Here is a 23,329-nt window from a genome sequence, read left to right as displayed (position 1 = left end):
TTTCTTTTTTGGGCAGTAGGCGCCGCTCAGCGGGCGGCCCGGCGCAGCACGGCCTCCGCGTGGCGCAGCACGGGGCCGTCGATCATGCGGCCCCCGTGCTGAAAAACACCGCGCGCACTCGCGGCGGCTTCGAGCAGCCCGAGGGCATAGTCCACCTCGGCGGCGGTCGGCTGATAGGCGGCCCGAATGACCTCCACCTGGCTGGGATGGATGCAGGCCGTCGCGGTGAAGCCGCTCGCGACGGCATCCGCTGCCTCGTGTTCGAGGCCGGCCGTGTCGGTGATGTCGAGATGTACGGCGTCGATCGCGGCCTTGTCGTGGGCCCGAGCGGCCAGTAATACCTGAGAGCGAGCATAGCGGGCGACGTCGCGGTAACTACCGTTGGCGAACCGGCTCGAGGTACCACCGAGCGAGGCGAGGAGATCTTCGGCACCCCACATGAGCGCGACGACGTTACGTGCCGCGGCAATCTCCGTCGCTGAGATGACGCCGGCGGCGGTTTCACACAGGGCGATCACCCGGTACTCGGCCAGGCGTTCGACCTGGCCGGCGCTGACAGTTTTGGCGAGCATGACGTCGCGGTATTCTGTGCGCTCGAGCGCGGCCAGGTCGAGCGCAAAATCGGTCGTGTCGGCCGGATTGATGCGCACGATCGTGCGGGCAGCCTCAAGCGGATGCTCGATCAGCGCGCGCCGCGCAGCGGCCCGGTCCTCGGGCGCGACGGCGTCCTCCAGGTCGAGGATGACGGCGTCGGCACGCTCGGCCGCCTTCGCATAGCGCTCGGGCCGGTCGGCCGGGCAGAACAGCAGAGCCGGGCCCAGCGTAAACGGCGCCGGGGTGAAGGGGCTGAGCCCGGCAGGACTGTCGTCGAAGGGATCGGGGCCGGCCGGGTCGAAGTCCGGATCGAACTCTTCCCCACCGAACAGGTCGCCGTCGAACGCGCCGCTCATTGCGCGGCGTCCTCGCACCAGACCAGCACGGTGCGCACGGCCGTGCCCACCACAACGTTGTCCTGGTTGCGCCCGGTGTGTTCGAGCGTGACAATGCCCTGCCCATGGCGGCTCGCGGAGAGGCGTTTGTCGGTGACGATGCTCTCCGAGTAGAGGGTGTCGCCGTGATGCAGCGGATGGGGAAACGTCACAGCCGAAAATCCCAGGTTCGCCACGATCGTACCCTGGGTCAATTGCGCCACCGAGCTACCGACCATGGTCGAGAGGGTGAACATGGAATTGACCAGACGTTCGCCGAACGGCTGGGTGGCCGACCAGGCCGCATCGAGATGCAACGCCTGCGTATTCATGGTCATCGTCGTGAACAGCACGTTGTCGGCCTCGGTCACGGTGCGGCCAGGGCGGTGCTGATACAGCGCATCGAGGTCGAACTCCTCGAAGTAGAGACCGCGCTGGCGCACCGGGTGGCGCTCGGGCGTATCGGGGTCGGACATCTGCTTCTCCTTAATCTGGGTCAGCTGGCGAATCCCAGGGCCCGCGAGATGACCATGAGCTGCACCTCGGTCGTGCCCTCGCCCAGCTCGAGCACCTTGGAATCACGATAGTGCCGCGCGACCGGATTCTCGTTCAGAAAGCCGTATCCGCCGAAGATCTGCGTAGCATCGCGGGCGTTGTCCATAGCCGCCTCACTGCCGACCATCTTGGCGATCGAAGCCTCCATTTTGAAGGATTTGCCGTTGATCATTTTCAGCGCAGCGTCGTAATAGGCGAGACGCGCGGTGTGAACGCGCGCCTGCATCCGTGCAATCTTGAACGCGATGTGCTGATTGGAGCCGATCGAGCGGCCGAAAACATTACGGCTGTTCGCATAGCGGATCGACTCTTCGAGGCAGCCCTGCGCCGCGCCGGTGCACAGCGCGGCGAAGGCGACGCGGCCCTCGTCGAGGGTCTGCACGAAGTTGGCGAAGCCGCGGCCACGCTCGCCGAGCAGATTCGCCTCCGGCACGCGCACGTTGTCGAACACAAGCGGGTGGGTGTCTGAAGTGTGCCAGCCGACCTTGTCGTAGGGCGGGAGCGCCGTGAAACCGGGGGTCGGTGTCGGTACCAGAATGGCGGTCAGTTCTTTCTTGATGGAACCGTCGGCGCGAGTGGCCTCTCCCGTGACCGCGGTCACCGTCACCAGTCGGGTAATGTCCGACCCGGAGTTGGTGATGAACTGCTTCGTGCCGTTGATCACCCATTCGCCGCCCGTGAGCTCGGCGGTGGTCTTGGTTCCCGCGGCGTCTGAGCCGGCATCCGCTTCGGTGAGGCCGAACGCGGCGAGCGCTGAGCCACTCGCGAGGCGCGGAACCCACTCGTGCTTCTGCGCCTCGGTGCCGCTGCGGAAAACCGGCATGATGCCAAGGCCCACTCCGGCCTCGAGGGTGACGGCGATGCTCTGGTCGGCGCGGGCGAGCTGCTCCACGGCGAGGCAGAGCGCGAAGTAGTCATTGCCTTGGCCGCCGTACTCCACGGGGAACGGCAGTCCGAACAAGCCCATCTGCCCCATTTCGGCGATGATGCCGTAGGGCAGGCGGCGCAGGGTGTCGTACTCGTAGGCGGCCGGCGCGACAACGGTATCGGCGAAGTCTCGAACCGTGTCGCTCAGGGCTTGGTATTCCGGGGTGAGTTCGTAGGTCATTCTGCGTCTTCCTTGTCTGCGATGGTGTCGGGGGTGGTGATCGTCGCGACGATCTGGTCCAGTGTCACCAGGTCACCCGTCTTGAGGTTCACTGTGACCTGGCCGAACGTGGCGGCCACGAGTTTGTGCTCCATCTTCATTGCCTCGACCACGAGGATGGTTTGGCCCACCTGCACGGTGTCACCAGTGGCGGCGTGCACGGCTATGACGGTGCCGGGCATCGGCGAGCGCACGTCTGGACTGACCTCCCCTGGCACGCGGTCGCGGCCCGCGAGATGTTCCGCGAGCTGCTCGGCCCGTGATCGGTGTCGCAGGTCAACCGAGAACCCGTCGGCACCGATACACACCCGCGTTCCGGACTGCTCGATGGCGAACACGCGGGTCTCGCCGTCGTAATCGATACGAAATGCGCCCTGGCGACCTTCGATTAGCGTGAGTCCAGCTTCCACGGCCGGTCCGTCACCGATCGAAACGGATGCTGCCCCCGACGCCCCGACAACCCGCACCTCCACGGCGTCGGTCGCGCTGACTCCCAGCGAGTACCGCACCGGACGCGGCGAGCCCACCCGCCACCCGCTCGGCCGCGTCCATACAGCGTTCGCGCCGGTCAGATCGGCCCCAGCCGGCGCCCGCCCGTGCAGGAACAGCGCCGCGGCGGCGAGGACGTGCCCGTCGGCTGTGCGAAAGGTGAGGCCGGGAAGCTTGCGTTCGATCAAACCGGTGTCGAGGCGGCCGGCGCGCACGTCGGCATCCGCTAGCAGCAGCCGAAGGTATTCAGTGTTGGTGTGCACCCCGAGCACGACGGTGTCGGCGAGCGCCCGGTCGAGACGGTTCAACGCCTCAAGCCGGGTGGGTGCCCAGGCGATCACCTTGGCGAGCATCGGGTCGTAGTGCGAGGCGATCGACAGGCCCGGAGTCAGCGAGCTGTCAACGCGCACGCCCTCACCCCTGGCCTCGTGCAGCTGCAGCACGGTGCCGGTGGTCGGCAAAAAGCCGCGCTCGGGGTTTTCCGCATAGACCCGCGCCTCGATCGCATGCCCTGTGAGGCATATATCGGACTGGGTGACCGTGAGTGGCTCCCCCGCCGCAATGCGCAACTGCCAGTCCACCAGATCGAGGCCGGTGACCAGCTCGGTGACCGGGTGTTCAACCTGCAGGCGGGTGTTCATCTCCATAAAGAAGAATTCGTCGGGAGCGGCCGCCGACACCAAGAATTCCACGGTTCCCGCGCCGCTGTAGCCCACGCTGCGGGCAGCGGCACAGGCGGCCTCGCCGATGCGCGCCCGAATCGCCTCGTCGAGTAGGGGGGAGGGCGCCTCCTCGATGACCTTCTGGTGCCGACGCTGCAGTGAGCATTCGCGCTCGCCCAGGTGAATGACGGCGCCGTGGTTGTCGGCGAGCACCTGCACCTCAATGTGCCGCGGGGTGGCAACGAGCCGTTCGAGCAGCAGGGTGTCGTCGCCGAAGGCGCTCTGCGCCACGCGCCGTGCGGTCTCGAGGGTGGCGGGCAGGTCTTCCGCCCGTTCCACCACGTGCATGCCCTTGCCGCCGCCACCGGCGGAGGGCTTGATCAGCATCGGATACCCCACGTCGACGGCCGCCGCGATGAGCTGCTCGTTGCTGAGGCCCGGCTGAGCCACCCCGGGAATGATCGGCACCCCGTAACCGGCCACGTGGTTCTTCGAGCGGATCTTGTCGCCCATCGTATTGAGCGCGTGCACGCTGGGCCCGATGAACACGATTCCGGCGTCGGCGCAGGCCTGTGCGAACACCTGGTTCTCGCTGAGAAATCCGTAGCCGGGGTGAATCGCCTGGGCCCTGGTTCGGGCAGCAGCGGCCAGAACGGCCGCTACGTTCAGGTAGCTGTCAGCCGGCGCGGCGCCACCGAGGCGCACCGCGGTATCCGCTAGCGACACGTGCCGAGCGTCACGGTCTACGTCGCTGTACACGGCGACAGAGCGGATGCCCCGCTCGCGCAGCGTGCGGATGATACGGCAGGCGATTTCGCCGCGATTGGCGACCAGAACGGTGTCAAATGTCATGGAAATCGCCTCACTTACATTCGGAACAGGCCGAAGGCGGACTCGCCAAGCGGCGCGGCGGCGCACACAGCGAGGGCGAGGCCGAGCACCGTGCGGGTGTCGGCCGGGTCGATAACGCCGTCGTCCCACAGCCGGGCGGTCGAATAGTACGGGCTGCCCTGCTGCTCGTACTTTTCGAGGATCGGATCGGTGAAGGCGGTCTCGGCCTCGGCCGACCAGGTGTCTCCGCCACGCTCGATCTGCTCGCGCTTAACGGTGGCGAGCACGGACGACGCCTGCGCGCCGCCCATCACGGAGATGCGGCTTCCCGGCCACATCCACAGGAAGCGGGGCGAGTAGGCGCGGCCGCACATGGAGTAGTTGCCGGCGCCGAAGGAGCCGCCGATCACCACCGTGAGTTTGGGCACGCGAGCGGTCGCGACGGCGGTAACCATTTTGGCACCGTGCTTGGCGATGCCGCCGGCCTCAGCCGCCTGGCCCACCATGAAACCGGAGATGTTCTGCAGAAAGACGAGCGGGATTCCGCGCTGGTCACAGAGTTCAATGAAGTGGGCGCCTTTCTGAGCAGATTCGGCGAACAGGATGCCGTTGTTGGCGACGACTCCCACCGGGTGGCCGTGGATGTGCGCGAACCCGGTCACGAGGGTGGTGGCGTATTCGCGCTTGAATTCGTGGAATTCACTGCCGTCGACGATGCGCGCGATCACTTCGTGCACGTCGTACTGGTCCTGCACGTCGACGGGGACGGCGCCGTAGAGTTCGCTTTCGTCGGCGACCGGGTCGACAGTAGCGATCACACTCCACGCCGGAGCCTTGGACCGAGGAAGGGTCGAGACGATGTCGCGCACGATCTGCAGGGCGTGCTCATCATTTTCGGCGAGGTGGTCGGTGACGCCGGAGACGCGGGCGTGCAGGTCACCGCCGCCGAGCTCTTCGGCGGTGACGATTTCGCCGATCGCCGCCTTCACCAGGGGCGGTCCGCCGAGGAAGATGGTGCCCTGGCCCCGCACGATCACGGTCTCGTCGCTCATGGCGGGAACGTAGGCACCGCCGGCGGTGCACGATCCCATCACCGCGGCGATCTGCGGAATCTTGGCCGCGGACATCCGGGCCTGGTTGTAAAAGATGCGGCCGAAGTGGTCACGGTCGGGAAAAACCTCGTCCTGTAGGGGCAGGAAGGCGCCCCCGGAGTCAACGAGGTACACGCAGGGCAGGCGGTTCTCGAGGGCGATCTCCTGGGCCCGCAAATGCTTTTTCACCGTCATCGGGTAATAGGTGCCGCCCTTGACGGTGGCGTCGTTGGAGATCACGAGCACATAGCGCCCGTGCACGAGGCCGATTCCGGCGATGACGCCCGCTCCCGAGCTGTCGTCATTGTAGAGACCGGTCGCGGCCAACGCTGCGATCTCGAGGAACGGACTGCCGTCGTCGAGCAATTGGTCGATGCGCTCGCGGGGCAGCAGTTTGCCGCGGGCGAGGTGGCGCTGCCGGGACTTCTCCGGCCCGCCGAGGGCGGCCGTGGCGAGGCGTTGCTTCAGGTCGGCGACGAGCTGTCGCTGGGCAGCGTCATTGCTGCGAAACGTCTCGGCAGAAGAGTTGAGCTGACTCGCGAGCGTCTCCATCGACATCTTCCCTGTGGCGATGCCGGGCGACCCGGTATCAAGTACAGTTAGTGTTCACTAACTGAAGTTCAGGTTAGTCATGATTAACTGAAATGTCCAGTGGGAGTCTCGCATGAACGCACCGATCGAAACCACGTCGCGGAGTCGGGCTAAAGCTGACCGACGGTCGGCCCTGCTCAGCGCCGCAGCCACGCTCTTCGCCCAGTCCGGCTTCAACGGGGTCTCGATCGAAGACCTCGGCGCGGCGGTCGGTGTGAGCGGGCCGGCCGTCTACCGACATTTCAGCGGAAAGCAGGCCGTACTGGCCGCGCTGCTCATCGATGTGAGCGAGGATCTCGTGGCCGGTGGTCGAACCGTTGTGACCGAGACAACGGATGCTGCTGCCGCCCTGGGTGACCTCGTGCGCTTTCACGTTGACTTCGCGCTGTCGAACCCCGAGGTGATCCGGGTGCAAGACCGCGACCTCGACAGCCTCGCGGAGTCGGACCGGCATCGGGTGCGGCTGCTGCAGCGCGAGTACGTGGAACTGTGGGTTGGCGTTTTGCACCGGGTGCACCCTGCGGTCGACGAGGCGCTGCTGCGCATTCGGGCCCACGCGACATTCGGGCTGCTCAACTCAACACCGCACAGCGCCCGCGTATCCTCACGGGCCGCAGAGCGTGCCCTGCTCGAGGAGATGGCCCTCGCCGCCCTCGGCCTGCCGGGCGCGTAACGGCCCAGACGAACCGGTCAGAACGCACCGGTCAGAACGCACCGGTCAGAACGCAGCGGTGCAGACGCAGAGCTCGTTGCCCTCGACGTCGACGAGCACCCACCAATCGGGGGCGTGCTCGTCGGTGAGTAGCGCGCCGCCCACTTCGAGCACGGCCGCGACTCGGTCTTCGGCGTCATCGCTCGGCACGTAGACGTCCACGTGAATGCGGTTGCGCTCGGTGCGGGCGATTTCCATGTGCTGGAACCATACCTTGGGGGCGAGGCCACGCGGGTCGACCAGTTCCACGCCGTCATCGCCGGTGACCTCGGTGTAGCCGAGGCCGACCCGCCAGAATGGACGCACGGCATCCGCGTCGGTGCAGTCGATCGCGATATCGTAGCGCGTCGGGTGCACCGGACGCGCCTCGGCCCCGAGTGCGTCGGCGATCTGCTGCACCCGGGCCGCGAGCTCGACATCGCGCGCGGTGACTCCCCCGGCGTCGTGCGAGGTCAGCACAAGCGACACCGTCCCGTAGCCGAGACGCACGTCGGGATGGTGGTTCAGCGCCTCGGCGGCCTCGCCGATGCGATTGACCAGTTCGAGGGCGGATGCGAAGTCCTTGGTACGAAACGTGGCGTGCAGGCATCCGTCGAGATGCACGAAAGCGGTGCCCGCGAGTTGTTTCTTCGTCACAAAGGGGGCGAGGAGTGCAGCTTGAGCGTTCATGCCTCCACTCTGCTACGCCCCCGCATCCCGGTCAACCGCCCGTCTGGTGCACAACTCCTGCAATCTGCAGCGTCGAAACCTGGCTGCTCCGTCATTCCGCGGAACTTTTTTGTCGGTCGTACAGATTGCAGGAGTTATGCGCCAGCGACGGACTGAAGCGACTGGTGCTGGCCGGGTGGCGGGCCGTAATGGTGAGGAGAGTGGAAGGGCTGGGCTAGATCATGGTCAGTACCCGGGCCGGGTCGGCGAGGATGGTGCCGATGTCGGCCAGAAAGCGCGAACCCTGCTCGCCGTCGACCAGTCGGTGGTCGAACGACACGCTGAGCGTGAGCACCTGGCGCAGGGCGACCTGGCCGCGATAGTCCCACGGCCGCGAGCGGATGGCGCCTATCGCGAGGATCGCCGCCTCCCCCGGGTTGAGGATAGGGGTGCCGGCGTCGATACCGAACACTCCGATATTGGTGATGGTGATCGTGCCGCCGGCAAGCGCCGCCGGGGTGGTGGTGCCGGCCCGGGCTGACATCGTGAGCTCGGCGAGCGCCGCAGCGAGGCCGCGCAGGTCGAGCCGATCAGCGTCGACGATGTTCGGCACGAGGAGTCCGCGCGGGGTTGCGGCAGCGACGCCGAGGTTCACGTGGTGGAACTGCACGATCTCTCCGGCGGGCTCATCCCACCGCGTGTTCACCGACGGCGTGCGGCCCACGGCCAGGCAGAGCGCCTTGGCCACCGCAGCGAGAATACCGATGCCCGCGTTGGCGAACTGCCGGTCGGCGCGCAGCGAAGCGAGCAGTTCGACAGTCGGGGTGACGTCGATGGTGAGAAACTCGGTTACGTGTGGCGCGGTGAACGCGCTCTGCACCATGGCGGCCGCCATGAGTTTGCGCAGGCTCTTGATCGGCGAACGGGTCTCGTCCAGGTGGTCACCGCTCGTGGCCGGCCGGGCAGCCGTCGCACTGGGTGACACGGCCCCATGCAGGTCGGGGGTCGGCATTACCTCGGTGACACGGGCGTGAATGTCATCACGCGTGATCAGGCCGTCCTTTCCGGTGCCAGTGACCATAGTGAGGTCAATCCCGAGGTCACGGGCCAGGGCGCGCACCGGCGGCGTCGAGCGCGGTCTTTCCTCAGCGGACGCCGCGGTGGGCGGTTCGACGGGTGCCGCAGTGGGTGCTGCGGTCGCTGCTGCCGCGGGTGCCGCGGTGGGCGGTTCGGCGAGTGCTGCGGGTACCGACGCACCGGCCCCCGTGCGGGCGCGACGCCGGGGGTGTCCGCCGCGCTCGATGGCGGGGCCGTAGCCGACCAGATTGGCCTCGCGCTGCTCGGCCGGAGACGCAGCCCCAGCCGCAGACGGAGCCGGAGCCGGGGCATCCGGTTTTGGCGACGAATCTGTGGGCTCATCGGCGGCGCCGATCTGGAAAGTGACGATGGGTTCGCCGACGTGCACGACTACCCCGGCCGGTTGGTGCAGCTCGCGCACGACTCCGGCGAACGGGCTGGGCAGTTCAACCACGGCTTTGGCCGTTTCAACGTCGGCGATGTGCTGGTTGAGCGTGACCTCATCGCCCGGCGCCACGAGCCAGGCAACGATCTCTGATTCGGTGAGCCCTTCACCGAGGTCGGGCAGCTTGAAGACCTTGATCATCGTCGCCCCATGACCCGGTCGACACCGTCGAGAATGCGGTCGAGATCGGGCAGGTGGTGGTTTTCCAGCTTGGCCGGCGGGTATGGCACGTCGAAGCCGGTGACGCGCACCGGCGCGGATTCCAAATAGCTGAAGCAGCGTTCGGTGATGCTCGCGATGATCTCGCCGCCGAGTCCGCCCGACTGGGCCGCCTCGTGCGTCACGACGAGCCGCCCGGTTTTACGAACGGATGCCTCCACCACCGCATAATCCACCGGTGACAGTGAGCGCAGGTCGATGACCTCGATCGACACGCCCTCGTCGGCGGCGGCGAGCGCCGCGTCCCGTGCGGTCGCTACGAGCGCCCCGTAGGTGAGGAGTGTGACATCCGTTCCGGGGCGCACGATGACGGCCTGCTCCATCGGAAGCCCGAGCTCTGGCACGACCGCGCCCTTCACGTGGTAGCGGCGCTTGGGCTCGAAGTAGAGCACCGGGTCGTCGCTCGCGATGGCCTGCCGAATAAGACTGTAGGCATCCTGGGCGTTGGAAACGGCGATCACTCGCAGGCCTGAGGTGTGGGTGAAGTACGCCTCCGGCGATTCGGAGTGGTGTTCGGCCGCTCCGATTCCGCCGCCGAACGGCACCCGGATTGTGATCGGCATGCGCACGGCGCCCTGGGTGCGGTAATGGAATTTGGCCACCTGGCTGACGATCTGGTCGAAGCCGGGAAAGATGAAGCCGTCGAACTGAATCTCACAGACGGGACGGTAGCCGCGATAGGCCAGGCCAACGGCGGTGCCGATGATCGCGGATTCGGCGAGTGGGGTGTCGATGACCCGGCGAGCCCCGAACTGGGCGAGCAGGTCGCTGGTCACCCGAAAGACTCCGCCGAGGGCTCCGATATCCTCGCCGAGCAGCACTACCTTGGGGTCATCGAGCATGGCTTGGCGCAGGCCCTCGTTGATGGCCTTGCCCATGGTGAGGGTCTTGGTCTCGCTGAGCGGGGTGGGTTGCGGCGCATTGAGGCCGGGAACCGTCGACACGATTGCCGGGGTCATCAGGGTGGTCATGGTCGTCAGGCCTTTCGGTTCTGTTCGGCACTATCGTGTTCCGTTGCGAAGCTTCTGAGGTAGCCGTCGTAGTCGGTGCGCTGGCGCTCGAGGGTGGCGTTGGGGGTGGCGTAGACGTGATCGAACACGCTCAGCGGTTCGGGGTCGGGCATGCCGATGCAGCCCGCACGAAGTTCGGCGGCTGCGGCATCGGCCAGCGCCGCAGTGGTCGCCTCGACCTCGGGCGTGATTTGACCGAGGCTCTGCAGCAGCCGGTGCAGACGCAGCACGGGGTCGCGCGTCTTCCACTCGGCCAATTCCGCCGGGTCTCGGTAGCGGGTGGGGTCATCCGCTGTGGTGTGTGGTCCCATGCGGTAGGTGACCGCTTCGATGAAGGTGGGGCCGCCGCCGGTGCGGGCCCGGTCGAGGGCCATGCGGGTTGCTGCCATGACTGCGATCACATCGTTTCCATCGATACGCAGGCTGGGGATGCCGAAACCCGGCGCACGATCGGCGATATTGCGGTGCGCCTGCACCCCGACCGGCTCGGAAATAGCCCACTGGTTGTTCTGGCAGAAGAAGACCACCGGGGCCTGGAAGCTCGCCGCGAAGACCATGGCCTCGTTCACGTCGCCCTGGCTCGTGGCACCATCGCCGAAGTAGGTGATGGCGACGGAATCGACGTCGTCGCGCTGGGCACCGAGCGCCCAGCCGGTGGCGTGTAAGGTCTGCGCGCCGATAATGATGGCTGGTGTAGCCATGTTGACCGCGTACGGGTCCCAGCCGGACTGGGCGTTGCCGCGCCAGACCTTGACGATGTCGGTGAGGTTCACGCCACGGCAGTAGGCGACAGCGTTCTCTCGGTAGCTGGGAAAGATAAAATCGTCGCTGCGCAGGGCGCGGGCCGAGCCGACCTGGGCGGCTTCCTGGCCGAGCAGCGGAGGCCACAGGCCGAGTTCGCCCTGGCGTTGAAGGGCGGTTGCCTCGGTGTCGATGCGGCGCACCACAACCATGTCCCGATACAGCGCTAGAAGGGCCGTTCCATCGAGGTCTTCAACCCACGGGTCGAAGTCACCGCGGGGTTTTCGCTCGCCGTCAATCGCGAGAAGCTGCACGAGCTGGGGTGAGAAATCAATCATGGGGCGCTCCGAGCGTCATTGCTAAAGTTGAGGTGAGCCTATGTCGACCCGACAGAGAGCACAACCACTGTCAAAAATAGTGTGCAGAGTGCCCTATTCAGGCTCGCCAGACCGTGTTAATGTCTTGCACTATGTACAGCCTTGACAAGACCGACACCAAGCTCCTCCAAGCGCTCTCCGCCGACCCGCGCAGTACCTTTGTTGCGCTCGCCGACACGCTCGGGCTCTCCCGCAATACCGTGCAGGCACGCATGAAGCGCTTGGAAGACTCTGGCGCCTTTCTCGGCTTCGATCGCCGTATCAATCCTGCCGCCCTCGGCTACCCGCTGACCGCGTTCATCGAGGTGCACGTGCAGCAGAAGCGGCTTGCGCAGATCGTGATCGACCTTGCGCTGATCCCTGAAATCGTGCAGGCTCACGGCATGAGCGGACCGGCCGACCTCCTCGTGCGGGTGGTCTGCACGGATGCCGCCGACCTGTTTCGCATCGACGGAACGATCCTCGCCTGCGACGGCGTGGAGCGCACGGAAACATCGCTCGCGATGGGGGAGGTTATCTCGTATCGCCTGACACCGTTGCTCGACCGCCGGGGGTAGCCAGTGCTCACCCGCCGCAATCTATTTGCTAAATTCTTCATATAGTTATATAAAGAAGTAATGAAGTTAACTGCGTTGGTAGTCTTGCACGCAACCAGACGCACCGTAGAATCCGTCGCCTGCCCTTCCCCCTTCGACTTCGCGTTCCCCAGAGAAGGCACCAGTTTCGTGAACATGCATGCACATCGGAGACTCGGATGAGTTTCCTGCGATTGGCCACTCTCATTCGGCACGGCGCACGCATTGCCGAACCAGCACCGCCTGCCCCGCCACTGTTTGCCGGGGCTGAAGCCTTTGGCGGCAGTGTGCAGGTGCGTTTCATCAATGCCGGTGGCTGCAACGATTGTGCGCTCGAGGTGGCCGCCGCGTTCGGCCCCGTTTACGACGTGGAACGCTACGGCGTGCGCTTGGTTCCCTCACCGCGGCACGCCGACGTGCTGCTCATCGTCGGCAGCGTGACTCGAAATATGGCCCAGCCTCTGCTGCGCACCATCGAGGCCACCCCCACGCCCCGGTTTGTGATCGCGGTCGGTGACTGCGCCCTGCACGGCGGCGCCTTCCGCGACGGATACGGCATCATCGGGCCCGTTTCCGATTTCGTGCATGTGGATATCGAGGTGCCGGGCAGCCCGCCAGAGCCGACCGATATTGTGCGAGCCTTGCGACGAATGACCGGCCGATGAGCGGCATCGGTGCAGGATTGTTCCTGCAACTCGGCCTCGGCGCGCTGGCCGTGCTGACCGCCCTGACGGCAGCACCGTCTCTGCGGTCGCGGGCGGTCGGCGTGCTCTGCACCCTCATCGCGGTGACCGGCTTTCTGACCGGCCTCGGGGCCATGCTGGGCGCCACCGGCGGCCTGCGCATTACGATTGCCCTGCCGATAGACCCGCTGTTACTGGCCCCCGATCGTCTCGGCGGCCTGTTCATGCTCATCGTCTCGGGTGTGGGCATTCTCGTATCGCTCTACTCGATGAGTTCCACCCATGGACCCGACGCGAGCCGCACAGCGTGGGTCGCCATGCCGATGTTCCTCGTGGGCATGCAGCTGGTGCCCGCCGCGACGGATTCGGTCTCGTTTCTGCTGGCCTTGGAGATCATGACCCTCGGCTCCACAATGCTATTGCTGGCCGACCATGCCAGCCGGGCAACGGTCGCTTCGGCCGGTATCTGGTATTCGGCGATGTCGCAGCTGAGCTTTTTCTTCATCCTCGCCGGTTTCGCCGTGCTCGCCGCCGCGTCGGGCGGAACGAGCTTCACCAATCTGCAGGCGATCGAACCCGTGCCCGCGAACGTAGCCTTCGTGCTGCTTCTGCTCGGCTTCGGCGGCAAGGCCGAACTGGTGCCGCTGCACGTATGGGTACCCCGGGTGCTCCCCGAAGCGCCCAGCCACGTTTCGGCCGCGATGAGCGGTGCCATGGTCAAGATCGGCGTTTACGGCGGCCTGCTGGTCTCTGTGCGACTCCTGCCCGACGGCCCTGCCTGGTGGGGCATCGCGATCATGGTGGTCGGCGGCGCATCCGCTCTTTATGGCATTTTGCAGGCCTCCGTGTCAAGCGATCTCAAAGTACTGCTGGCCTACTCGACCACGGAAAACATGGGTCTGGTCTTTCTCGCACTCGGCGCGAGCATGCTGCTGCGCGGGTACGACGCCACAGCGGCAGCGGATGCCGCGCTTGTGGCCGCCCTGCTCCTCGCCGTCAGCCACGCCGCGTTCAAATCGACGTTGTTCCTCGGCGCCGGCGCCATCATCCATGCCACCGGCGAACGCAACCTCGACCGGCTCGGCGGGCTTGGCGCCCGCATGCCCGTCACTGCCGCCGCGTTCGGCATCGCCAGTCTCGGCGCTGCTGCGATCCCAATCACGAGCGGCTTCGTCGCCGAGTGGATGCTGCTGCAGTCGCTCATTCACGGCGGTCGCCTTGACGGAGCGGTCGTCTCGGTCGCGGCATCCGTTGCCATGCCCCTCGCTGTCGCTGTGATTGCCCTCACCGCCGGCCTCGCCCTGCTCACCTTCGTCAAGGCCTACGGCATCGCCTTCCTGGCCCGACCGCGCAGCGCTGAAGCAGCGGATGCCCACGAGGTGCCGCCGCTCATGCAACTCTCCCTCGTCCTTGGCGCCCTCTTCGTGCTTGCCCTGGGGCTTCTCCCCGGCCCGATTGCCGCGCTCGTAGCGCACACCGTCAGTGCGAACCCGAGCGCCGCCGTGCAGTCCGTCGGTCTCGGCGGAGTCTCGCTGCCGGGTATCGGGGCGGTGCTCGACCCGATCATGCTGGTCGTGCTCTCGGTCCTGGTGGCCATTCCGGTGATCGTCTCGATCATCGTGTCGGCCCGTCGGTATCCACATCGCACGGTCGAACTGCCCTGGGGCGGCGGCGGCTCTCGAGCGAGGCCGCGCATGCAGTACACCGCGACCTCCTACGCCGAGCCGCTCGTGCGAGTCTTCGACGACGTGCTCAAACCGTCGCGCGACGTGCAGGTCACCCACGTGGCCGAGTCTCGATATTTGGTGGAACGGGTCCGGGTGGAACAACGAGTATCGGATGTTTTTGAAACCCGGCTGTATCGACCGGTACTCAACCTGTTCCAGCGCTACGGAATCGTCGTGCGCCACATCGCCAACGGCAGCATCCACCGCTACCTGTCCTATTCTTTCGTTGCTCTTCTGATCGTGCTGATCGTGGTCTCGCTATGAACGCCATCATCATCGCCTTCGTACAGGTCGTCCTGTTCATCTTCCTCGCCCCTGTGTTGATCGGGGTGATCCGCCAGGTGCGGGCCACGATCGAAGGCCGAGCCGGAGTCGGAATCTGGCAGCCGTGGCGCGACGTGCGCAAACTGCTGGCAAAGAACCCGGTGCGAGCCACCGACAGCAGTTGGATGCTGAGGGCAGGCCCGGTCGCCCTGGTCGTGTCCAGCCTGCTGCTGTGCGTGCTGCTGCCGCTGGTGGGCACCATTCCCTTCGCTCTGGTTCCCAGCGACCTGTTCGTCATTGTTTCCGTCATGCTGATCGGTGTCGTGGCTCTCGCGCTCGTCGGCCTGGACGGTGGAACAGCCTTCGGCGGCATGGGCTCCAGTCGGCACATGACAGTCGCGGCGCTCGTTGAGCCAACTTTGCTGCTTTCCATCTACGCATTTTCGATCCCGGCCGGAACCAGTACCCTGTCGGTCATCGTTGAAACCCGGCTGCTCTCCCCCGAGGTGATCATCTCGCCGGTCAGCCTGCTGGCCCTCGTCGCCCTGTCAATCGCCATCATGGCCGAGACCGCCCGACTCCCCATTGACAATCCGGGCACCCACCTCGAGGTGACCATGCTGCACGAGGCGATGATCCTGGAAGCGAGCGGGCGCGACCTGGCCTGGCTCGAAGTCGGCTCCTGGCTGAAGCTGGCCGCCCTGCTCGGCCTCGTCAGCAACCTGGCCGTGCCGTGGGGCGTCCTGACCGATTTCAGCGCTCTCGGCTTGGCTGTCGGTGTCGTGAGCATCACCGTGAAGGTACTCGCACTCGGTGTAGTGCTGAGTGTCGGCGAGATCTTCCTGGCCAAGGTGCGTCTGTTCCAGGTGCCGGAGCTGCTCGCCGGCTCGTTCGCCCTCGCTTTCCTCGCCGTCACCGCCTCCTACCTGGTCGCCTGAGGAGCATCCGTGTTTGAGAACATTTACCCCCAACTGATCGGCCTGTGCGCCGGGGCACTGCTGCTGACGAGCGCACTCATGGTCTGGCGACACTCCTTGCTCGCATCGATTCGACTTCTCGCCCTGCAAGGCATCGCTCTCGCCGCTCTCGTGGCGGTCATCGGGATCGCCGAGGGCGAGTCTGAGCTGGTGCTCGTGTCGCTCCTCATCCTCTCGGTCAAGGGCATCGGCCTTCCCTGGGTGCTCGCCTACCAATCCAAGGCATCAATAAAGCAAATTCAGGAATCGCCCCGGCTCAACCCGACCGCTGCCCTCTTGACGGTCACCCTGTTGACCATCCTCAGCTATGTCGTCGTCAGTCGTGTCTTCGGTCTCGGCGGCAGCAGCACCGGTCATGCCGCCCCGATCGGCCTCGCCATGGTGCTCATCGGATTTCTGCTGCTGATCAGCCGGCGACGTGCCCGATCGCAGCTCATCGGTTTTCTGCTGCTCGACAACGGCATCGCCACGATTACGTTTCTCACCAGCGGCGGGGTGCCGATTCTGCTCGAATTCGCGTTCTCCCTCGACGTTTTGCTGGTGGTGCTTATTTTGCATGTATTCGCGGGCCGCATGCGCACCAAGTTCGGCGGCACGGCCGTCGATCAGCTCAGGGAGTTGCACGATTGATGTCCTTAATACTGTGGATTCCCTTGGTCGGCCCGCTCGCCCTTGCCGGGCTCAGCCTGCTGCCGGGCACCTTCGCGCTCCGCCGTTTCGTCGGCGTCGCCGCGTCGAGCGCTGTCCTGATTGCCGGCCTGGTGCTGGTTAGCGCCGTGCTGAACGGTGCCGTGCCCGAAACCGGCGGCGGCATGCTGCGCGCCGACGCCCTCTCGGCCTACATGATCAGCGTCGTCGGAGCCGTTGGCCTCATTTCAACCTGGGGCGGGCTCAGCAGCGCCGCATCGAGCCGCACGAAAGTTGCTGCCAGCTACGAGGCCCTCATCGCCCTGTTCTTGGCGGCTATGTCCCTCGCAGTTCTCGCCGACAGCATCGGCCTGATGTGGGCCGCCGTCGAGGCGACCACCATCGCCACCGCCTTCCTCGTGGGTCACCACCGAACCGGTCGCTCCCTCGAGGCGGCCTGGAAGTACGTCATCCTCGGTTCGGTCGGCGTGGCCATCGCACTGTTGGGCATCGGCTTCATCTACGCCGCGTCCGTCGGTACCGACACCCCCACGCTGTCCTGGCTGCTGCTCAGCCAGTCAAACCTCGGCCTCGACCCGGCGCTCATCACCGCCGGCGGCGCTCTCGCGGTGCTGGGTTTCGCGACCAAGGCCGGCCTCGCTCCGATGCACAGCTGGCTGCCGGATGCACACAGCCAGGCCCCGGCTCCGGTCTCCGGCCTCATGTCCGGCGTACTGCTCTCGGTCGCGCTCTACGCCATCCTGCGCATCCAGTCCATCACCAACCTCGTGATCGGTCCGGAATTTCTGCGCACCATGCTCAGCATCGGCGGCCTGCTCTCGCTCCTCGTAGCCGCTTCGCTGCTCATTCGCCAACGCGACTATAAGCGGATGCTCGCCTATTCCAGCATCGAACACATGGGTCTCATGGCCATCGGGGTCGCTATCGGTCCAGCCGCGCTCCCCTCGGTGCTGTTGTACGTTCTGGGCCACGGCCTGATCAAGGCGACTCTGTTCGTGATCTCCGGGCGCATCCTCAAGGTCGAGGGCACCCCGGTTATCGCGGACGTGCGCGCCTTGTTGGTGCGACGGCCCGGCCTCGCCGTGCCGTGGCTTATCGCCATGGCAGCCATCGTCGGTTTTCCGCCGTTCAGCATCTTCTTCTCCGAGGTCGGCATCATCATGGCTGGCTGGTCGGTGGGCCTCGGGGGCGTCATCGGAGCGGCCCTGGTGCTGTTACTCGTGATCTTCGCCGCGTTTACCCGTTTGACCGTTCAGATGACTCTTGGCCCTCCCGCGGAGGGCGTTGGATTCGCCCCCGACTACTCGGCCCACGGTCCACGCCTGCCGATCATTTTGGCCCTGGCGACGACGGCGACGGTCGCGTTCGTCGCCGAACCGGTCGGCACTCTTCTGCTGCAGGCCACAGCCGTTCTAGGAGGTAGCAACTGATGCGTGATGAGCGAACGCCCCAAGACCTGGCCGCCGATAACCTGGCTGCTGGTGGAACTGAACTGCGATACCTGGACCGTTCCCAACTGCCGAGCGCTGCCAGCGCGCTGCTGGATGCTGGTAGCCGGCTGGCCCTCGTCGCTTGCCACGAGGACGATGACGACTTTCGCATCGTGTATTCCTTCGTCGGAGTCACGCCGTCGCTGCGCGCAGACCTCTCGGTCAGTGTGCCGCAAAACGACGCCTGGATTCCCAGCCTCGCCGAAATATCCCTCTCAGCAGGTAACTTCGAACGCGAAATACGCGACCTGTACGGTATCGTTCCCCGTAACCACCCGCAGCCACACCGTCTGGTGCGCCACGGCCACTGGCCGCGCGGCTGGTACCCGATGCTGCGCGCCAATGCCGTCGTGCCGGGGTTCGAGCCCGACGTTGAGTCGTTTCCATTCGTGCCGGTGGAAGGGCCCGGCGTCTACGAAATCGCGGTCGGCCCGATCCACGCCGGCATCATCGAGCCCGGTCACTTTCGGTTCTCCGTCGTGGGTGAGACCATCGTGCGCATGGAAGCCCGCCAGTGGTACCTGCATCGCGGTGTCGAGAAAGTGTTCGAGGGCAAGACCGCGGCCGAGGGCGTGCTTTTGGCCGAACAGATCAGCGGTGACACTGCCATCGGCCACTCCCTCGCTTTTGTCATGGCCGTCGAGCAGGCAGGCGGTATCGAGGTCTCCGAGCCGGACCGGCTACTGCGTGCCCTGCTACTGGAGCTCGAACGCCTCTACAACCATGTGACCGACCTCGGCTCGCTCGCCAACGACGTGGGCTTCGGCATCATCGACGCGCACGCGCAGGGCCTGCGTGAGCAACTGATGCGCATCAACAAGTCGGTCACGGGGCATCGTCTGCTGCGCGGTGCTCTCAGCGTCGGCGGCACGCGCGTGACCGCTCTCCCCGCTGCCGCCGAGCTCGCCCGAGTGAGCGCGGCCGTGGCCGAACTGGTCGGCATCACTCTCGGTCATGCCATCGTGCGTGGTCGCTTCACCGGAACAGCCCGGTTGTCCCGGGCACAGGCCCTCACGATTGGAACGCTCGGCTACGTCGCTCGCGCGTCGGGCATCGCTTCGGATGCGCGCTTGGAGCATCCGTTCGTCAACCTCGGCGAAGTCTTTCACGTCGTCACCGAAGAGGGCGGCGACGTACTGGCCCGGTACACCGTGCGCGCGCGCGAACTCGAGGTCTCGACCGCCGTCGTGCTCGACCTACTGCTGCGTCTGCGGGGTCACACCGGTACCGCGCTCAGCGTGAACCCCACCTCGACCGGTACGGGCCTTGCCCTCGTCGAAGCCTGGCGGGGTACGACGACGCACCGAGTCGAACTCGCCGCCGACGGCACACTCAGCCGGGTGAAGATCGTCGACCCGTCATTTCTGAACTGGCCCGCCGTGCCGCACGCCCTGTCGGAGACGATCGTTCCCGATTTTCCGCTCGCGAACAAGAGTTTCAACCTCTCTTACGCCGGAAACGACCTGTAGACACGCTGACAGCACCTGACCAGCCGTGGTCGAACACTATTCCGGTTCGAGCACTATTCCGTTTCGAGGACTATTCCGTTTCGAGGTGGCGGAGCAGAGCGTGCGAGTCCGCCAGGTTGGCCAGCACCATGCGCTTGGCCGCGGCCAGCAACTCAATCGCACTCGCATCTTTCAGGGCATAGAAGATGGAGTTTCCCTCGCGGCGCGTTGCGACCACGCCGGCACGACGTAAAACGCCGAGCTGCTGCGACAGGTTGGATAGCTCGCAGCCGAGCGTCTCGGCTAGACTACCCACCGAGCGTTCTCCGGCAACGAGCTGTTCCAGAACCTGCACGCGCAACGGATGTCCCAACGACTTGAATAAGTCGGACTTTAATTGGGCGACGGTTAGACCAGAACTCAGCACGATCTGAGTATATCGCTACCTTATGATTCTTTCAACTAGATAGCGGGTAGTGCGTCGCGCCTACCGGCGCAGCAGCCCATCGTTGACGAGGGCACGCGCGTAGCCGAGACTATTACCGAACGCGTTGGGGTGAAAATTGGCCGGCGCAAAAGGGTTCAGCGCGTCGAACGCAAAATACGGCACGCGTGACCCGATGCCGTGCCCGGCGAATTCCTGCGACGCATCGACAAAGCGGATACGGGCCGTGCCCGTGGCCCCGACGGAGCCCTTGATAACGAGGTTCAGCGCGTCGGTTGCACCATTGAGTACGTCACCCAGCGCGGAGAATCCCGGCTTGAACTGCCGCGGATAGCTCAAAACCGCGATCTTCGCCTGCGGCAACGTCGCCGCCACGAGCGCGTAAGTCTCCACGAGCTTGGGAGTTAGAAGGCGCAGCTGAGTCACGCTATTGCTGATGGCGCCAGCACAGACCGGGCTGGCGGGGTCGGGGGCGCACGCAGCCAAGACCACGTTGGAGCCGGCGTCGATGCCGCCAACGGTCAATGTGACCAGCGCGGTCCTGGCGCTGACCCCGAGGAGCTGGCCGGGGACATCCGTGGTAGCGGCACCGGAACAAGCGTTGTTTGACGACAGCTTGTAGGAGCTGACCAGGGCGGAGAAAATCGGGTAACTGGCCCGTTTGGAGCGCAGACACGCAGTACCGTCGAAAACGTACGGCGGGGCACCCTGGCCGGAAGTGAACGAGTCGCCGAGGGCGACGTATCCGACAGCGGATGCGGCAGTCGGGCCTGAGCGAGCGGTGTCGTTCTGCGCGAGCGCCGAAGCACTTACTGCGCCCGCCAGTAGGGCAGAAGTGACCAGGGCGACCGCGCCAATGCGTGGCAGGAATCCTGCGACTAACCGTGTATGTGTCATGCCGCGAACGTAGTCCCGGCGATCAGGCACGACAAGGCATGCACCCGCTGTCATTCGGGCAACGGACGCGAAAAGGCCCGCACTGCAAGCAGTGCGGGCCTTCCGTCAACCCGACCGACCTGGCGAGAGGTGATCGGGAGATCTATTGGGGCAGCTTAGACCTCGGTCGACGCGTCTGCGCTGTCGGAAGCCGCGGCGCGACCTTCGGTGTCAGCAGCCTCGTCGAGTACCGGAGCGAGCGACAGCTTGCCACGGTCATCGATCTTCGTGATTTCCACGAGAACCTTCTGGCCAACGCCGAGCACGTCTTCTACGTTCTCGACGCGCTTGCCACCTGCAAGCTTACGCACCTCAGAGATGTGCAGCAGACCATCCTTGCCCGGAAGCAGCGAGACGAAGGCACCGAACGCGGCAATCTTGACGACGGTTCCGAGGAACTGCTCACCGACCTCGGGGTTGGTCGGGTTCGCGATGGCGTTGACCTGGGCGCGAGCGGCTTCGGCGGACGGTCCGTCGACGGCGCCGATGTACACGGTGCCGTCTTCCTCGATCGAGATGTCGGCACCGGTGGTGTCCTGGATCGAGTTGATGGTCTTGCCCTTCGGGCCGATCAGCTCGCCGATCTTATCGACGGGGATCTGCACGCTGATCACGCGGGGCGCTGTGGGCGCCATCTCGTCCGGAGCGTCGATCGCCGCGTTGAGCACGGAGAGGATCGTGGTGCGGGCGTCTTTCGCCTGGGTCAGCGCGCCAGCCAGGACCGAAGCGGGGATGCCGTCGAGCTTGGTGTCGAGCTGGATCGCGGTGATGAAGTCGCTCGTGCCGGCCACCTTGAAGTCCATGTCACCGAGGGCGTCTTCGGCGCCGAGGATGTCGGTGAGGGCCGCGTAGCGGGTCTGGCCGTCGACGGTGTCGCTGATCAGGCCCATGGCGATGCCGGCAACCGGGGCGCGCAGCGGCACGCCGGCGTTCAGCAGCGACAGGGTGGAGGCGCAAACGGAACCCATCGAGGTGGATCCGTTGGAGCTGAGCGCCTCGGAGACCTGACGGATGGCGTACGGGAACTCCTCACGCGTCGGCAGCACGGGAACCAGGGCGCGCTCAGCGAGCGCTCCGTGACCGATTTCGCGGCGCTTCGGCGTTCCGACGCGACCGGTTTCACCGGTCGAGTAGGGCGGGAAGTTGTAGTTGTGCATATAGCGCTTTTTGGTGACCGGGTTCAGCGAGTCGATCGACTGCTCGAGCTTGAGCATGTTCAGGGTGGTGACGCCCAGAATCTGGGTTTCACCGCGCTGGAAGATGGCCGAGCCGTGAACGCGCGGGATGACCGCAACCTCGGCGTCGAGCGGACGGATGTCGGCCAGCCCGCGACCGTCGATACGGATGCCCTCATCGAGAACGCGGGAGCGCACGACGAGCTTGGTGACCGACTTGTATGCCGCGTTGACCTGGTTGTTGGCACTCGCGTCGAGTTCACCGGCGTCGACCTTGGCCGCGATGGCGGTCTTGACGGATGCCTTGAGCGCGTCGTCTGCGTTCTGACGTTCGACCTTGTCGGCGATCGTGTAGACCGACTTCAGCTGGTCGTAGGACAGCGCGGCGACGGCGTCGTAGGTGGCTGGTTGGTACGGCGGGAACAGGGCGAAGTCGGCGGTCGGCTTGGCGGCCGCGTCGGCTACCTGCTGCTGCGCGAAAACGAGCTGCTTGATGAAGGGCTTGGAAGCCTCAATGCCCTGGGCCACAACGGCTTCGTTCGGCGCAATGGCGCCACCCTTGATCAGGTTCCAGGCGGCATCGGTGGCTTCGGCCTCGATCATCATGATCGCGACGTCCTGCGTGCCGGCGGCATCCGTGACAACGCGGCCGGCGACGACCATGCTGAATACGGCGTCGTCCAGCTGCGAGTGCTTCGGGAAGGCGACCCACTGGCCGCCACCGTTCTCGTCGGGGATGAGGGCGACGCGAACGCCACCGATCGGTCCGGAGAACGGAAGCCCGGCAAGCTGGGTCGACATCGAGGCCGCGTTGATGGCGAGCACGTCGTAGAGTTCGTCGGGCTCGATGGCCAGGACGGTGATGACAACCTGGATCTCGTTGCGGAGACCGTCGACGAACGACGGGCGCAGCGGCCGGTCGATCAGGCGGCAGGTGAGGATCGCGTCGGTCGACGGGCGACCTTCGCGACGGAAGAAGCTGCCGGGAATGCGGCCGGCAGCGTACATGCGCTCTTCGACGTCAATGGTCAGCGGGAAGAAGTCGAAGTTGTCCTTCGGCTGCTTGCTGACGCTCGTGGCGGAGAGCAGCATCGTCTCTTCGTCGATGTACGCGGCGGCGGAGCCCTGCGCCTGCTGGGCGAGACGCCCGGTTTCAAAACGGATGGTGCGCTTGCCGTACTTGCCGTTATCGATAACGGTTTCGGCGAACGTGATTTCTGGACCCTCCATGTGGGGGTTTTCTCCTTTAAGTATGCTTCTCGCCATTCTGGCGACGAAGGCTCGCGTGCCCGTATGACAGGCGAGTTGGACGAGTCGATTACTAAAATCGGCCCCGTTCAGCGTAACAGACCCACTCGAAGCCACCGGCGTCGGCATTGCCAGAATGACGGCCCGCGA

The 23,329-nt window shown here is 65.5% G+C and carries 20 protein-coding genes; 8 read left to right on the top strand and 12 right to left on the bottom strand.

Annotated elements, in window-relative coordinates:
- Positions 1-26: 26 nt before the first annotated feature.
- Genes E3T38_RS13535 through E3T38_RS13515 form a run of 5 tightly spaced genes read right to left on the bottom strand, consistent with a single transcriptional unit; the run spans position 27 to position 6,295 of the window.
- Positions 27-950, bottom strand: coding sequence for a CoA ester lyase (locus E3T38_RS13535; RefSeq protein WP_134548668.1), 924 nt, complete (start codon positions 948-950; stop codon positions 27-29).
- Positions 947-1,444, bottom strand: coding sequence for a MaoC family dehydratase (locus E3T38_RS13530; RefSeq protein WP_134548667.1), 498 nt, complete (start codon positions 1,442-1,444; stop codon positions 947-949). The genes E3T38_RS13535 and E3T38_RS13530 overlap by 4 nt, the downstream gene beginning before the upstream one ends.
- A gap of 20 nt (positions 1,445-1,464) precedes the next feature.
- Positions 1,465-2,631: an acyl-CoA dehydrogenase family protein gene (locus tag E3T38_RS13525; RefSeq protein WP_134548666.1), complete on the bottom strand. Its 1,167-nt coding sequence runs from the start codon at positions 2,629-2,631 to the stop codon at positions 1,465-1,467.
- Positions 2,628-4,673, bottom strand: a complete 2,046-nt coding sequence (locus E3T38_RS13520; RefSeq protein ID WP_134548665.1) for a biotin carboxylase N-terminal domain-containing protein — start codon at positions 4,671-4,673, stop codon at positions 2,628-2,630. The genes E3T38_RS13525 and E3T38_RS13520 overlap by 4 nt, the downstream gene beginning before the upstream one ends.
- Positions 4,674-4,687: 14 nt before the next feature.
- Positions 4,688-6,295 carry a carboxyl transferase domain-containing protein gene (locus E3T38_RS13515; RefSeq protein ID WP_134548664.1) on the bottom strand — a complete coding sequence of 536 codons (1,608 nt, stop codon included), beginning with the start codon at positions 6,293-6,295 and terminating at the stop codon, positions 4,688-4,690.
- A 112-nt stretch (positions 6,296-6,407) separates the two neighbouring features.
- Between E3T38_RS13515 and E3T38_RS13510 the strand changes: the two genes are divergently transcribed.
- Entirely contained in the window at positions 6,408-7,007 is a 600-nt protein-coding gene (locus tag E3T38_RS13510) for a TetR/AcrR family transcriptional regulator (RefSeq protein ID WP_134548663.1), read from the top strand.
- 45 nt (positions 7,008-7,052) lie between these two features.
- Here E3T38_RS13510 and E3T38_RS13505 read toward each other — a convergent pair whose 3' ends face one another.
- The 4 genes from E3T38_RS13505 to pdhA form a co-directional block, all read right to left on the bottom strand.
- On the bottom strand, positions 7,053-7,715 hold the full coding sequence (locus E3T38_RS13505) for a 4a-hydroxytetrahydrobiopterin dehydratase (protein ID WP_134548662.1): 663 nt from the start codon (positions 7,713-7,715) through the stop codon (positions 7,053-7,055).
- Between the two features lie 214 nt (positions 7,716-7,929).
- Positions 7,930-9,357, bottom strand: coding sequence for a dihydrolipoamide acetyltransferase family protein (locus E3T38_RS13500; RefSeq protein WP_134548661.1), 1,428 nt, complete (start codon positions 9,355-9,357; stop codon positions 7,930-7,932).
- Positions 9,354-10,313 carry an alpha-ketoacid dehydrogenase subunit beta gene (locus tag E3T38_RS13495; protein WP_241984487.1) on the bottom strand — a complete coding sequence of 320 codons (960 nt, stop codon included), beginning with the start codon at positions 10,311-10,313 and terminating at the stop codon, positions 9,354-9,356. The genes E3T38_RS13500 and E3T38_RS13495 overlap by 4 nt, the downstream gene beginning before the upstream one ends.
- A 98-nt stretch (positions 10,314-10,411) precedes the next feature.
- Positions 10,412-11,524 carry a pyruvate dehydrogenase (acetyl-transferring) E1 component subunit alpha gene (gene pdhA, locus E3T38_RS13490; RefSeq protein ID WP_134548660.1) on the bottom strand — a complete coding sequence of 371 codons (1,113 nt, stop codon included), beginning with the start codon at positions 11,522-11,524 and terminating at the stop codon, positions 10,412-10,414.
- Positions 11,525-11,655: 131 nt separating this feature from the next.
- On the opposite strand from pdhA, the gene E3T38_RS13485 reads away from it, so the two are divergent.
- The 7 genes from E3T38_RS13485 to E3T38_RS13455 all read left to right on the top strand — a co-directional run bounded on the left by E3T38_RS13485 (position 11,656) and on the right by E3T38_RS13455 (position 19,396).
- Entirely contained in the window at positions 11,656-12,120 is a 465-nt protein-coding gene (locus E3T38_RS13485; RefSeq protein ID WP_134548729.1) for an Lrp/AsnC family transcriptional regulator, read from the top strand.
- A 197-nt stretch (positions 12,121-12,317) separates the two neighbouring features.
- Positions 12,318-12,803 carry an NADH-quinone oxidoreductase subunit B family protein gene (locus E3T38_RS13480; protein ID WP_134548659.1) on the top strand — a complete coding sequence of 162 codons (486 nt, stop codon included), beginning with the start codon at positions 12,318-12,320 and terminating at the stop codon, positions 12,801-12,803.
- Positions 12,800-14,812, top strand: coding sequence for a proton-conducting transporter membrane subunit (locus E3T38_RS13475; RefSeq protein ID WP_134548658.1), 2,013 nt, complete (start codon positions 12,800-12,802; stop codon positions 14,810-14,812). Before E3T38_RS13480 ends, E3T38_RS13475 begins: the two co-directional genes overlap by 4 nt.
- Entirely contained in the window at positions 14,809-15,750 is a 942-nt protein-coding gene (locus E3T38_RS13470) for a respiratory chain complex I subunit 1 family protein (RefSeq protein WP_134548657.1), read from the top strand. The genes E3T38_RS13475 and E3T38_RS13470 overlap by 4 nt, the downstream gene beginning before the upstream one ends.
- Before the next feature lie 9 nt (positions 15,751-15,759).
- The gene (locus E3T38_RS13465; RefSeq protein WP_134548656.1) at positions 15,760-16,419 is read left to right on the top strand and encodes a hypothetical protein; all 660 of its coding nucleotides are present in this window, start codon (positions 15,760-15,762) and stop codon (positions 16,417-16,419) included.
- Positions 16,419-17,867 (top strand): proton-conducting transporter membrane subunit, encoded by a 1,449-nt coding sequence (locus E3T38_RS13460; RefSeq protein ID WP_134548655.1) that lies wholly within the window; start codon positions 16,419-16,421, stop codon positions 17,865-17,867. The genes E3T38_RS13465 and E3T38_RS13460 overlap by 1 nt, the downstream gene beginning before the upstream one ends.
- The gene (locus E3T38_RS13455) at positions 17,867-19,396 is read left to right on the top strand and encodes an NADH-quinone oxidoreductase subunit C (RefSeq protein ID WP_134548654.1); all 1,530 of its coding nucleotides are present in this window, start codon (positions 17,867-17,869) and stop codon (positions 19,394-19,396) included. Before E3T38_RS13460 ends, E3T38_RS13455 begins: the two co-directional genes overlap by 1 nt.
- Before the next feature lie 70 nt (positions 19,397-19,466).
- Here E3T38_RS13455 and E3T38_RS13450 read toward each other — a convergent pair whose 3' ends face one another.
- From E3T38_RS13450 to E3T38_RS13440, 3 genes are all read right to left on the bottom strand, one after another.
- Positions 19,467-19,802, bottom strand: a complete 336-nt coding sequence (locus E3T38_RS13450; RefSeq protein ID WP_233193289.1) for a metalloregulator ArsR/SmtB family transcription factor — start codon at positions 19,800-19,802, stop codon at positions 19,467-19,469.
- Between the two features lie 60 nt (positions 19,803-19,862).
- Positions 19,863-20,717 carry an SGNH/GDSL hydrolase family protein gene (locus E3T38_RS13445; protein ID WP_166805522.1) on the bottom strand — a complete coding sequence of 285 codons (855 nt, stop codon included), beginning with the start codon at positions 20,715-20,717 and terminating at the stop codon, positions 19,863-19,865.
- A 155-nt stretch (positions 20,718-20,872) separates the two neighbouring features.
- The gene (locus tag E3T38_RS13440; RefSeq protein WP_134548652.1) at positions 20,873-23,161 is read right to left on the bottom strand and encodes a polyribonucleotide nucleotidyltransferase; all 2,289 of its coding nucleotides are present in this window, start codon (positions 23,159-23,161) and stop codon (positions 20,873-20,875) included.
- Positions 23,162-23,329: the final 168 nt, after the last annotated feature.

Source organism: Cryobacterium sp. Hb1, assembly GCF_004403585.1.
Lineage (GTDB): Bacteria > Actinomycetota > Actinomycetes > Actinomycetales > Microbacteriaceae > Cryobacterium > Cryobacterium lyxosi.
Note: the sequence above shows the minus strand (reverse complement) of the source record. Positions and strands in the feature narration are given on the sequence as shown.